This window comes from Enterococcus sp. CSURQ0835, assembly GCF_902706605.1.
Classification (GTDB): domain Bacteria; phylum Bacillota; class Bacilli; order Lactobacillales; family Enterococcaceae; genus Enterococcus_A.
Map to the genome: position 1 here is coordinate 1 of NZ_CACSLH010000005.1, position 13,134 is coordinate 13,134.

Annotated in this window: 12 protein-coding genes and 1 pseudogene; all 13 read left to right on the plus strand. The window is 44.9% G+C overall.

Translation table 11 applies throughout. The features are described from left to right. Nucleotides 1-275: 275 nt before the first annotated feature. The 13 genes and pseudogenes from GVJ38_RS03290 to GVJ38_RS03350 all read left to right on the plus strand — a co-directional run bounded on the left by GVJ38_RS03290 (nt 276) and on the right by GVJ38_RS03350 (nt 13,118). Nucleotides 276-1,115 carry a DegV family protein gene (locus GVJ38_RS03290; RefSeq protein WP_159721749.1) on the plus strand — a complete coding sequence of 280 codons (840 nt, stop codon included), beginning with the start codon at nt 276-278 and terminating at the stop codon, nt 1,113-1,115. A gap of 146 nt (nt 1,116-1,261) precedes the next feature. Then, a complete protein-coding gene (locus GVJ38_RS03295; RefSeq protein ID WP_159721750.1) occupies nt 1,262-2,125 on the plus strand; it encodes an SGNH/GDSL hydrolase family protein in 864 nt (287 codons plus the stop codon). Nucleotides 2,126-2,130: 5 nt separating this feature from the next. Beyond that, nucleotides 2,131-2,742 carry a YpmS family protein gene (locus GVJ38_RS03300; protein WP_159721751.1) on the plus strand — a complete coding sequence of 204 codons (612 nt, stop codon included), beginning with the start codon at nt 2,131-2,133 and terminating at the stop codon, nt 2,740-2,742. A 9-nt stretch (nt 2,743-2,751) separates the two neighbouring features. Continuing rightward, nucleotides 2,752-2,973, plus strand: coding sequence for a YozE family protein (locus tag GVJ38_RS03305; RefSeq protein WP_159721752.1), 222 nt, complete (start codon nt 2,752-2,754; stop codon nt 2,971-2,973). Nucleotides 2,974-3,056: 83 nt separating this feature from the next. Continuing rightward, nucleotides 3,057-4,484: a S41 family peptidase gene (locus GVJ38_RS03310; RefSeq protein WP_159721753.1), complete on the plus strand. Its 1,428-nt coding sequence runs from the start codon at nt 3,057-3,059 to the stop codon at nt 4,482-4,484. 367 nt (nt 4,485-4,851) lie between these two features. Beyond that, nucleotides 4,852-5,487: pseudogene (locus GVJ38_RS03315) on the plus strand (bifunctional 4-hydroxy-2-oxoglutarate aldolase/2-dehydro-3-deoxy-phosphogluconate aldolase); the annotation flags it as partial. A gap of 19 nt (nt 5,488-5,506) precedes the next feature. After that, on the plus strand, nt 5,507-6,529 hold the full coding sequence (locus GVJ38_RS03320) for a sugar kinase (RefSeq protein ID WP_159721755.1): 1,023 nt from the start codon (nt 5,507-5,509) through the stop codon (nt 6,527-6,529). Between the two features lie 195 nt (nt 6,530-6,724). Next, on the plus strand, nt 6,725-7,480 hold the full coding sequence (locus GVJ38_RS03325) for an IclR family transcriptional regulator (RefSeq protein ID WP_159721756.1): 756 nt from the start codon (nt 6,725-6,727) through the stop codon (nt 7,478-7,480). Nucleotides 7,481-7,721: 241 nt separating this feature from the next. Continuing rightward, entirely contained in the window at nt 7,722-8,561 is an 840-nt protein-coding gene (kduI, locus tag GVJ38_RS03330; RefSeq protein WP_200849445.1) for a 5-dehydro-4-deoxy-D-glucuronate isomerase, read from the plus strand. Nucleotides 8,562-8,582: 21 nt separating this feature from the next. Further along, entirely contained in the window at nt 8,583-9,371 is a 789-nt protein-coding gene (locus tag GVJ38_RS03335; RefSeq protein WP_159721757.1) for a gluconate 5-dehydrogenase, read from the plus strand. Nucleotides 9,372-9,389: 18 nt separating this feature from the next. Beyond that, nucleotides 9,390-11,120, plus strand: coding sequence for a DUF2264 domain-containing protein (locus tag GVJ38_RS03340; RefSeq protein ID WP_159721758.1), 1,731 nt, complete (start codon nt 9,390-9,392; stop codon nt 11,118-11,120). Next, nucleotides 11,114-11,977, plus strand: coding sequence for a hypothetical protein (locus GVJ38_RS03345; protein ID WP_159721759.1), 864 nt, complete (start codon nt 11,114-11,116; stop codon nt 11,975-11,977). The genes GVJ38_RS03340 and GVJ38_RS03345 overlap by 7 nt, the downstream gene beginning before the upstream one ends. Beyond that, nucleotides 11,958-13,118, plus strand: a complete 1,161-nt coding sequence (locus GVJ38_RS03350; RefSeq protein WP_159721760.1) for a glycoside hydrolase family 88 protein — start codon at nt 11,958-11,960, stop codon at nt 13,116-13,118. The genes GVJ38_RS03345 and GVJ38_RS03350 overlap by 20 nt, the downstream gene beginning before the upstream one ends. The last annotated feature ends 16 nt before the right edge of the window (nt 13,119-13,134 follow it).

Genomic DNA, 13,134 nt, shown 5'->3' on the forward strand with positions numbered 1-13,134 from the left:
ATCCATGCGTAGGTCCTTTTTATTGGTCTTGGATAAGTCATCCGAGAACAGTATAAAGGATTTTTTTGTACATGAATAGCTTTATAGCAATGCTTTTAATGATTTGAAGTTCTTTGCAACACTAGTGGAGACGTATGAATAACAGATTAGAAAGATCCTTTTTTCAGGAATCTTTAAGATGAACGCTAGCTATCGCAGGAAATATGATTTATTCCTGCGATTCTGCTATACTAAAAATAATCAAAACTCTTTGTTCAAAGAAAGAAGGATTTAGGTTGACCAAAGTAAAAATCGTAACGGATTCATCCTGCACGTTTAAAAAAGAAGTCCGGGACGCGCTGAATATCACGGTGATCCCACTATCGGTCATGATCGATGATGTGGTGTATACCGATGATGACAGTTTGACCGGCGAAAAATTTATGGCGATGATGGCCACGGCGAACAATCTGCCGAAGACGAGCCAACCCCCCATCGGATATTTTGCTGAATTGTATGATGAATTAGGCAAAGATGGCAGCTCCATCATCTCGATCCACATGACCCACACGTTGAGCGGCACGGTGGAAGCAGCGCGGCAAGCGACCTTTTTGACCGCAAGTGACGTGACGGTCGTCGATAGCGATTATATCGACCAATCCTTGTCGTTTCAAGTGATCAAAGCGGCTGAATTAGCCCGTGATGGCGCAGATGTGGAGACGATCTTAAACGCGATCGACGAGATCAAAAACAACAGCCGCTTATTTATCGGTATCTCGTCACTGGATAATTTGGTGAAAGGCGGACGGGTCAGCCGAGCAAAAGGCGTGATCTCCAATGTCTTGAACATGCGGATCGTGATGGAATTAAAAGAAGGTACTTTGATCCCAGTCGCAAAAGGCCGCGGGAAAAAAACGTTCCAAAAATGGTTTGAGACGTTTAAAGCTGAGATGGGTGAAAACGTCAAAAAAATCGGGATCTCCCATACCGGTGAAACCGATTTTATCGTGGAAGCCAAAGCCGCGTTGCAAGAAATGTTCCCCGAAATCGAGATTCCGGTGCTCCATACCAATCCGATCGTGGCGACCCATACGGGAAAAGATGCTTTTGCGATCATGTACTACACTGAGGCCTAGACATTTGTCAGGCTTCTTTGTTAGCTGGTGGTATGATTTAAGGAAGCGAATTTTAGCAAAACGACTTACCAAAGCAACTTATCAAAGCCGGTCCAGTCTAAACTTTACCCAGGCTAGCTTAGCAAGCAAAGGAGGGATGGCAGGCAGTGAAATTAAAAAAATTATGGTGGTTGGCAGTGCCCCTTGTGGTGACAGTCGTGACTTTAGTCGGCTTGAATTTTGCCTTTCCGGCTGCCAAGCCCCAACTTCAAAGTCCCAAAAACGATCCTACCCGCAATTACAAAGAGACCGTGCATTATGTAGCGGTGGGCGACTCGTTGACTCAAGGCGTGGGGGATGAGACGAAGCGCGGCGGGTTCGTGCCGCTGGTAGCCAACTATTTAAAAGATCACTATCAGCTAAAGACGATCCAAACGGAAAATTTTGGGATCTCGGGCGAGCGCAGCGATCAGATTTTAAAACGAGTCAAAAAAGATGACGAATTGCAACGAAGTTTGAAAAGTTCTGATTTGATCACCATTACAGTCGGCGGTAACGATCTATTGCAAGCTTTTCAAAAAAATTTGACGGCGAGCTCGGCTAAAAAATTCGCGCGACCGATCAAAACTTATACGGAGCACACGGAAGACTTGTTGACGGCTGTTCGCAAGTTGAACAAGACCGCACCGATTTATGTGGTGGGGATCTACAATCCGTATTACTTGAATTTTCCGGATGTCAAAGAGATGCAAAAAGTAGTCGACAGTTGGAATGATGCAACGAAAAAGTTGACGCAAGACGTTTACCAATGTTATTTCATCCCCGTCAATGATCTGTTGTACAAAGGCTTGCCGGAAAAAACCGCGAAATCAGCTGATACGCAGCAGTCCACCACCGATTCCAGTGTCAAAAACAATGTCTTGTATGACAAAGATAATTTCCACCCCAACAACCTTGGCTATCAGATCATGGCCCATGCGCTGGAAGAAAAAATGATCGCCACTAAAGCGCAGTGGCTCGTGAAGGAGTAGAAGCGATGAAGCTCAATGTAAAAAGCAGAAAAAAAGTCAACGGCTGGAAAATCGCGTTTCTCGTCTTGTTAGGTCTGATCATCGGCAGCGGGATCTTTTTATCGACGCGGCTGTTAGCGACGCGCGAAGTCCACTTGCCGCCTGCAACGGAAACGACAGTGGCAAAAGGTGCGCCAGTCTTGAATATCAATACCGATAAGAAAAAAATGAACACCTTGATCGCTTATTTTTTGGATGAGTACCAGCATGATTCCGATGTGAAATATAAATTTTATTTAGAAAACCAAGCCTTATTGGCAGGAAAATTCAAATTTTTAGGCGCAAATATCAAGTTTTACTTGTATTTTGATCCGTATGTGATGGATAATGGTAACGTCCAACTAAAGGCGCGGGATCTATCGGTGGGGACATTGAACTTGCCGATCAAACAAGTGATGGCGATTTTGTTGCGTAGCTATAAATTTCCCGATTGGGTGGACGTCTCCCCCGATGATCAAACGATTGTTTTGAAGCTAGACCAATTTAAATTAAAAAACGGGATGTTCGTCAAAGCAGATCATATCGATCTTGTAAAAGATGACATTCAGTTCAGTCTTTATTTGCCAAAAGAAAAGTAGGAAACGAACATGCGAAGAAGTTTTTATCATTATCTAATGACCTTGCGCGGGCATGACCCTCATGATGCGATCGAAAATTTTGCGTGGGCCGCCAGCCTCGATCCCATGTTTCCCAAGCAGACAGAAGATTATCATGAGCTGGCGGATTACTTAGAATTGAATGTCGATTACTTGCCTTCGATGGATTTATTCGATCGCGTTTATGAGCAATATCTAGAAAACGCTAAGTAATTGCTAAGGAAAAGCTTATCGAAGCTTTTCCTTTTTTTTCCTGCGTGCTATGATTAAAAAAAACACAAAGTGAAGGTGATTGCTTGCTTAAAAAAACAGTCACGATCAAGACGCTGTTGATCAGTCTTTTTTTTACGGTCATTTTGACGGCGAGTCTTGTTTACGTAATCGAACGCAAGCTCCGCGCCAAAGATGAACAGATCGTCTCGGTGACCCGCGGTGATCTTGATGAAGTTCAAGAACTGTATGATTTGATCAGCACGAATTATGTGAATCACATCAGTCGTGAAAAATTGATCCACGGCGCGCTAGCGGGTATGACCAATGCGCTAGACGATCCGTATTCCGAGTTTTTATCAGCGAAAGAATCAAAAGAACTCGATGAACAAGTCTCCAAAGATTTTGAAGGGATCGGAGCGAACTTGCAGTTAGTGAATCATCTGCCAGTGATCGAACAAGTCCCGATCAAAAATTCACCAGCTGCCAATGCTGGGTTGAAAGCCGGCGATATCATTTTAGAAGTTAATGGCAAATCAACCGAAAAAATGTCGTTAGATGAAACCGCTAGCTCGATCCGGGGCGAAAAAGGAACGGAAGTCACCTTGCTGGTCAAACGTGGTGACAACGAATTTACGCTGACACTGACTCGCGATGTCGTACCAAAAGACACGGTGACCGGTGAATTGGACAAAAAAAATCCCGCGATCGGCTCGATCCAAATCTCGAATTTCCGTGAGACGACTGCCTTAGAATTCCGCCAGCAAGTCGAACGGCTACGTAAAGCAGGGGCGAAGGCCTTTGTAGTGGATATCCGCCAAAATTCAGGCGGACTATTGAATGAAGCCGAACGTGTTGCCAGCTACTTTTTACAAAACGGTCAGACGATCGTCCAATTCAGCAACGCTGATGGAAAAGTTTCTAAAGATATCGCCAGTAAAAAAATCGACGATGGGTTCAAGATCACGGAACCGGCCGCCTTTTTAGTCGACCAAGAAAGCGCGTCAGGAGCTGAGATCTTAGCTGCAGCCGTAAAATCAGCCGGCTATCCAGTCATTGGAGTCAACACCTTTGGCAAAGGCACCGTCCAAAACGTCCAACCGATCGGTGAAGATAGTTTCGTCAAACTCACGGTGATGAAATGGCTGACCCCAGACGGCAAATGGCTCAATAACAAAGGCGTCACGCCAACGATCAAAGCCGATTATCCAAGTTACGCTAAACTGCCGCCGATCTCGCGCAAGTCCAATTGGCGCGTAGGGGATACTGGTGAAGCGATCCAAAATATCAATGATATGTTAAACGCATTGGGTTATTCAACCGAGGGTGATCAGTTTGACGGGCGCACACGGGATGCGGTGATCGCGATCCAAGGACAAAATAATTTACCTGCGACTGGTTCTATCGACAGCAAGACTGCCAGTGTGATCCAAGACCAGTTGTTCAAGCTCGTTAAAGCTAACGATGATGGCTATCAAAAAGCGATCGAAGAGTTGAGTCAAAAAATCAAATAGTCAAAAAATCGTAGTCTCCGACCAATCTTAGTTGTAGGCTGCGATTTTTTTGTGTTTTAGAGCGGAATTTTTTTCTTGAATCTCAATCAGGTTCATAAAAATTTATGTTTAATTTTTTTCGTCTAAAAAATGAAAGTCATTTTCAACACGTCTTTTACTCGTAAGTGGGTTGCTTTTCGCAGCTAAAGCGCCTAAAATCGCAAGCGAAATGACTCATTTGGAAAATAAGTTTTCTAAATAAGAAAAAGAGTGGCGTTGCTTAACAGGAAAGTGTTCGCGTTACTTTTTTTGGAAACGATTTAAAAATGAGCATGATCAAAAACATAGTCAAACAGCTCGTTTGTCACTATGGGAAGGGTTGTAACACGTGAGAAAAATGAAGTGTTTAAGTAAGTTAAAAGCCGCGGGGGTCATTGCGGTTGTCCGTGGCTCAGAGCCAAACGAAGCCTTACAAGCGTGTCAAGCCGTGGTCGCTGGGGGAATGAAGGGGATCGAAGTGACCTTTACGATTCCCCAGACTGAACAAGTGATCACGCAACTAGTCGAGATGTATCAGCACGATCCGGGAATTGTCATCGGTGCAGGGACCGTACTGGATGCGACCACGGCTCGACTAGCGATTTTAGCCGGGGCAGAATTTATCGTCAGTCCGTATTTCGATGCAGAAACTGCCAGTCTGTGCGGCTTGTATCAAATTCCTTATTTGCCAGGCTGTTTGACTATCACGGAGATGAAAACGGCGCTGCAAGCCGGGGTCGATCTGGTCAAATTGTTTCCAGGCAGTGCTTTTGGACCGGAGATCATCAAAGCGTTTAAAGCACCTTTACCACAGCTGAATATCATGCCGACTGGCGGTGTAAATTTAACTAATTTGGCACGCTGGTTTGAAGCGGGCGCGACGTGTGTCGGTGTCGGCGGTAATTTATTTGCGGCGGTTGAAACGGGTGAATTTGACAAAGTCACGCAATTAGCGCGAGCTTACATGACTGAATTTGAAAACCTGACGAGAGAGGAAGAGCAAGATGAAAGTGTTAACTTTTGGCGAAATGATGTTGCGCTTAAAAACCGTGGGCAATGAGCGAATCTCACAAGCCCATGCATTTGAAGCGACTTATGGCGGAGCCGAAGCAAACGTTGCGGTGTCATTAGCATTACTAGGAGATCAAGTCGATTATCTTTCAAAATTCCCACAAAATATTTTAGGGCAAACTGCGACCAATGTGTTGCGCAGTTATGGCGTTGGCACGAGTAAACTGTTGACTGGCAGCGGGCGTCTGGGGATTTATTTTTTTGAAAAAGGTGCGAGCTTGCGACCCTCGAATGTCGTCTATGATCGAGCGGACAGTGTATTTGCCAAGACACAAGCGACTGAATTTGATTGGGAGCGGATTTTTTGGGATGTCGATTATTTTTATTTTTCCGGGATCACACCTGCGATCTCACCTGAATTAGAAACTGCCGTGTTAGCTGCTTGTGCGTATTGTAACCAACAGCAGATCCCAGTCGTGTGTGATTTGAATTACCGCAGTAAAATGTGGTCGCCGGAAAAAGCCCAAACGGTGATGGGAAAAGTGATGGCATACGTCACGATTTGTATCGCTCATGACGAAGACTTTGAAGCGACGTTAGGGATCAAAGCTTTTGATGGCGATGAAGCGCGGGGGATCGATCAGCAAGCCTCGTTTAAAGCTGCGATGCAAAAAGTCCGACAACAGTATCCGAATTGTCAAATGGTAGCTAGTATTTTGCGCAATATTTATTCGGTGGAAACTAGTCACTGGCAAGCGCTGTTGTTGGCAGACGATACATTTTACGAAAGTGAGACGTATGAGCTGCATGTGATGGAAGGCGTGGCTGCCGGGGACGCATTTAGTGCGGGACTTTTACACGGGTTATTACACGACTATGAACCACAAAAATTGCTGCAGTTTGCATTAGGAGCCAGTGTGTTAAAACTAACGATCACCGGTGACTTGAATTTAGTCTCAGAAGCAGAGATCGAACAAGTCATAACAAGTAGCAGCGGCGCTCGGCTAGCACGGTAAGTATGATTTTTTAAATGTTATTTATGAAAAGTAGGGCTAGGACCATCACGCGTCAGAGCCCTTTTTGTTTCGCTGTTTCGTTACAATCTGTGATTGATGGTTGTAAAATTGACGAAAAGCGTTTATGCTTAAAGCGTTATTGATTAAGGTCGCCCTAAAAAAGGAAGGCCGCCTTTAGTTAAGAAGGGAGTTCACATGGCAGAAAAAAAACCGTATGGCACAGTCTTGATCCGAGCGGCTAAAATCATGGACTTTTTAGCTGTTCAGCCCGATCAGACGTTACAAGCGATCGCCCAAGCAACGGAGATGACCGCTTCAACGACGATCAAGATCTTAGAGACATTGGTGAGTATCCATTATGTTCAAAAAGGCAAAGATAAAACTTATCGACTCGGCGCTAAATTAGTTCGTTATGCGAACAAGCGCTTAGAGCAGATCGATTTATCGGAGCTTACCTTGCCGTATTTTGAAAAATTGCAGCAACAAATTGATGAGACGATTCATTTAGGTGTTTTGAATGCTGATGAAGTTTTATATATCAATAAATTAGAACCGAAAAACCAAACGATCCGCATGTCCTCAAAAGTCGGGATCACCCGACCCCTTTACAATTCAGCAATGGGCAAAGCGATCTTAGCGGAATTCACTGACCCTGAGATCGAACAGTATTTAGCGACGCATTCACTTGCGGCGATGACCAAACGCACCATCACACAGCCCGCGCAATTATGGGTAGCCATCGATGCGATCCGCCAAACCGGGGTCGCCTATGATGATGAAGAAGTGGAACGAGATATTTTTTGTAGCGCGGTAACGTTGAAAAAAGGTACACAAATTTTAGGTGCCTTTAGTATCAGCATGCCGAAATATCGGCTGACCGAAGAAAAAAAGCAACTGATCAATCATGAATTATTAGCGACAAAAGCCTGCATTGAGCAAGCGATTCCGTAAAAAAAGTCAGTTATCAACCAATCCAACTGCCCACGTGGTGCAGTTGGATTTTTTTTTTAATTTCCACAATAAAAGAACGTTGTTAAATCACTAAAAAAACGTTTGCATTTGAAGGTCGGGTCGATATAATTGGGTTGCGATTTCTTAATGGTAAATATTTATTTCCGAATAAGAAATCAAAGAACGAGTCAAACTAGTGAAGCCACAGGTTGATCTACAGAAAGAATAGGAGTCAAATCAAATGCAAAAAATGGAAAATCGTTATAGCCACAGTCCCGCGGATATTCAGCATTATTCAACGGAACAATTACGGGAAGAGTTTTTAGTGCCGCAAGTGTTTGTTCCCGGTGAGATCCAATTAGTGTATACCCATCATGATCGGATGATCTTCGGCGGGGTGACCCCCACGACTGAAACGTTGGAGATCGTCCTCGACCAAGAGCTAGGTGTCGAGTACTTTTTAGAACGCCGTGAGCTGGGGGTGATCAATATCGGCGGACCTGGAACCATTGAGATCGAGGGCCAAACAGAAGCGATGCACAAACAAGATGGCTATTATATCGGCAAAGAGACGCGGAACGTTCGCTTTGCTTCCGTCGATCCCGCTGACCCAGCCAAATTTTATCTCAGTTCTACTCCCGCGCATCACAAATACCCCAATGTCAAAATCACATTAACCGACCTCACGCCAATGGAAACCGGCGAACAACTCAGCTTAAATAAACGCAAAATTTATCAATATATCCATCCGAATGTGTGCGAGAGCTGTCAACTGCAAATGGGCTATACGATTTTAGAACCCGGTAGTGCGTGGAACACGATGCCTTGTCACACCCACGAACGGCGGATGGAAGCTTACGTTTACTTTGATCTGGCAGAAGACGCGCGAGTGTTCCATCTGATGGGCAAGCCAGATGAAACCAAACATTTAGTCGTCAGTTGTGAACAAGCCGTGATCTCACCTAGTTGGTCGATCCATTCCGGTGTCGGCACTAGTCATTATTCGTTTATTTGGGCGATGTGTGGCGAAAATATCACGTACACCGATATGGATATGGTTTCAATGACGCAACTTAAATAAAAGAAAAGAGTGGAGAAAAAAATGACATTTACAATGAATGAATTTCAGTTAGAAGGCAAAGTCGCTTTGGTGACAGGTGCCGTATATGGGATCGGTTTTGAAATCGCGTGTGCCTTAGCGACTGCGGGTGCGACGATCGTGTTTAATAATTTGACCCAAGAATCAGTCGAGCAAGGAATCGAAAGTTATCAAAAAGTCGGAGTCACAGCTCACGGATATGTTTGCGATGTGACCGATGAGAGTGCTGTGACTGCATTGATCGAACAAATCAAACAAGACGTGGGCAGTGTCGATATTTTAGTCAACAATGCCGGGATCATCAAACGCACGCCGATGGTGGAAATGTCCGCGGCTGATTTTCGACAAGTGATCGATGTGGATCTGAATGCGCCGTTTATTATGGCAAAAGCGGTCTTGCCTGACATGATGGCAAAAGGTAGTGGCAAGATCATCAATATTTGTTCGATGATGAGTGAGTTGGGTCGCGAGACGGTCAGTGCGTATGCGGCGGCAAAAGGTGGACTTAAAATGCTGACGAAAAATATCGCTGCTGAATATGGTCAATACAATATCCAATGTAACGGCATCGGACCAGGCTACATCGAAACGCCGCAAACTGCACCGCTTCGTGAAACGGGTCATCCTTTCAATGAATTTATTTTAGGCCGAACCCCCGCTAATCGTTGGGGTAAAACGGCAGATCTTGCTGGTCCAGCAGTCTTTTTAGCTTCTGGGGCCTCTGACTTTGTTAATGGACATGTTTTGTATGTAGATGGCGGGATCTTAGCTTATTTGGGCAAACAGCCTTAAAAAGATTAGGAGCCTTACATGAACGAAACACTACGATTTTTAACGCAACAAGATTACCAACAAGCGTTAGCTAAAATCATTCAACCATTACGACCGCATGTAGTCCGCTCGACTGTACCGGGATTGAAACTTGGTACGAGCGGCGCCGTTTATGATGCGCAACACGCTGAGATCGAAGCCTTGTTACGACCGTTGTGGGGACTAGCACCGAGTTGGGTCTACTCGTCAGATGAAACGTTACAAGCAAGTTACGTGGCAAAGATCAGCCGCGGCGTTGACCCAAACGATCCTGCTTATTGGGGCGTGATCCAAAATTATGATCAATCGATCGTTGAAATGGCGGCGTTGTCACTAACTTTATTATTGCACCACGATACATTGTGGCCGCAGTTTTCTAAAGAAGCGCAGCAAAATGTCAGCGCCTGGCTCAAGCAAGCGTTGACTAAAAAAATCCCGAAAAACAATTGGACTTTTTTTAAAGTCTTGATCTGGTTGGCACTGACTCATTGTGGTGAAGTACTAGATCGCCAGTTGTTAAACGAGCAGTTGGATTTGCTTGATCAAATGTATCTGGGAGACGGCTGGTATTTTGATGGCAAGCAGACGCAAAAAGATTATTACGTTCCGTTTGCTTTCCATTATTATGGCTTGATCTGCGCGAAATTTATGCGGGAGCTAGAACCAAACCGCGCGCAAATTTTGATTGAACGAGCGACTCAATTTGCGCAAGATTATATTTATTATTTTGACGCGGATGGTGAAGCTGTGCCATATGGTCGAAGCTTGACATATCGGTTTGCACAAGGCGCTTTTTTCTCAGCCCTCGTGTTCGCAGAAGTTGAAGCGCTTCCGTGGGGGCAGGTGAAACAGTTGTTAGCTCAGCATTTGACGACGTGGTTGGACCATGACATTTTTACGTTTGACGAACGCTTGTCGATCGGTTATCACTATGAAAATTTAGTGATGGCAGAAGATTATAATGCCCCGGGGTCACCTTATTGGGCGTTAAAAACATTTTTAGTTTTAGCGACACCAGCTGAGCATCCATTTTGGCACGCGCAGCCTGAACCAGTTACTCGTGAAACGAAAAAATTGATCCAGTCGGGCAATCAGTTGCTGATCCATACAAAAGCTGGGCAACATGTCTTAAGCTATCCTGCTGGGTTGTTGATTGAAGGCCAAGCGCATGCGGAAGCTAAATATAGTAAATTTGTCTATTCGACGAAATTTGGCTTTAGCGTGCCAAAAGCTGGCGTGGATTATCGCGATGGGGCGTTTGACAATGTGCTAGCTGTTTCCATTGACGGCCAGTCTTTTCGACCAAAACGTGAGGTCACGTCATATGAATTGACCGCCGAAAAAATCCGCTATCAATGGTCGCCTTTTGAAAGTGTTCAGATCACCACGGAAATTTATCCGTTTGGCGAGTGGCATGTCCGCGTGCATGAACTGGAAACGTCTGTTGCGTTAACGATCAAAGAAGGCGGATTCAGTGTCCCCCTCTTAAAAAAACAACCTTTAGCCCACGTCACCAAAGAGAGCGCGCGGGTCGTCAGCGAAAAGTTGCGTTCTGAGATCATCGCCATTGAAGGCTATCAAACAGCGGAAATCACGCAACTAGCCGCGAACACTTCACTTTTTTTCCCTCGCACATCACTGCCTTACTTGACACAAAAAATCAGCCCAGGAACTCATCGTTTGATCTGTTTAGTGGGGGGCTGTTATGAGAAAGAAGGAACCACATGTTAACGTTAGCGATCAAAAATCAAGCTGGTGAAACGATCAAAGGGGTCATCGATCATGAAAAACAGCCGCAACTGTATGAAGCAACTGGAACAGAATTGGCGGTTTTAGCGATCAAAGATTATGCTTATCGACCCGGGGATCAAATCGTAGTGACGACGACTGAAAAAAATCAGTATCTCATCGTGCAATTGGATGAAACGTTAGCGCCGACTTTAGTTTATTTAGCGGAAAAACAATGGATTTTTCCAATCCCGCTATTAGCTACTCAGCACAAAGCCAATGTCGAAACGAGCTTTTTATCGAAACGTCATCATTTATTTGTGCGGGTCGCTGACGCATTTGAAATTGAACACTATCAAAATCTCACCTTCAATCCTCACGATCAAAAGCAAGCTAGCGGGGCGTTTCCCCACGCGACAGCGAATGTTGAAACGCGAGATGAAGCGGTTTTTTTTGCTAAAAATGCGATCGACGGCAAATATGGCAATCATTCCCATGGTTCCTATCCATTTACTTCTTGGGGGATCAATCAGCAGGCGGATGCACAGTTAACGGTTGAATTTGGTCGGGAAGTGTTGCTAGATCGGGTGCACTTGTTGCTACGAGGCGATTTTCCCCATGATAGTTACTGGACCGAAGTGACGTTAGCTTTTTCTGATGGCAGCCAACTCACCATGCCGACAACAGCTAGCTTGGACTTTCAAGCCGTGACTTTTCCAGCTAAACGCACAACGAAACTTACGTTGAGAAATTTACAAAAAGCACCCGATGCTTCACCTTTTCCAGCGTTGACGCAATTGGAAGCATTTGGTTGGAATTTAAAACAGGAAGGATACGACGATGGTACTGGAAGAAACTAAAACGCGTTTATTCGCCTTGAGTAAGCAAGTTACTCCTGAGTGGTTAGCAGCAGAGATCAATGCGTGCATCACTCAAATCGAACGAAATATGGAACGTTTCGGGACAAAATTTCCTTCAGCAGAAGCGACTAACGGCAAATACCGCATCAAAGAAAATGATGATTGGACGAACGGCTTTTGGACTGGCATGTTGTGGCTAGCCTATGAATGGACGAACGATGCTAAATTTTATACGCGCGCAATGGAAAATATTGAAAGCTTTAACACCCGCTTAGCTGATCATATCGTTTTAGATCATCATGATATTGGTTTTTTGTACAGTTTATCAGCAGGTGCTGGCTATAAAATTACCGGTAATAGATTATGTAAAGCTGAACTGTTAAAAGCAGCAGACGTATTACTAGCACGCTACCACCCGCGCGGCGCATTTATTCAAGCGTGGGGCGCTTACGGATCGGAAAATGAATACCGGTTGATCATTGATTCTTTGATTAATTTACCGTTGCTGTTTGAAGCGAGCAAGCTTTCTGGTGATCCTAAGTATGGGGAAGTTGCGCAAAAACATTATCAAACGGTCTTGCAAACAGTGATCCGAGACGATGCGACGACTTTTCATACGCATTATTTTGATCCGGCAACAGGACAGCCAACTTGCGGTGTGACCCATCAAGGCAATCGGGATACGTCGATTTGGGCTAGAGGCCAAAGTTGGGCGGTCTTAGGTATTCCGCTCAACCAAAGTTTTTTAGCTACACCGTATCCGAAAAACTATGGCGCGATCGTTGACGTCATGCTGGAAAATCTACCAGCTGATCTCGTGCCGTATTGGGATTTTGATTTTACTGACCATAATCCATCTGCTAAAGACAGTTCCGCTCTTGCAATCACGGCTTGCGGCTTGTTGGAAGCCGCTCAAGTTGCTGCCTATCCAAAAGCCCAACAACTAGCGTGCGGCATGCTCTATCAATTAGGTGAACAGTACGCGGCGAAAACTCAGCCAGAAAACGAAGGCTTGTTACTCCACGGTGTCTATGCCCATGCTACGGGAAAAGGGGTCGATGAGCCTAATTTGTGGGGCGATTATTTTTATTTAGAAGCCTTGATGCGTGTCGCGCGACCAGATTGGCAACGTTACTGGTAAAAGTGTCAGAAGGAGG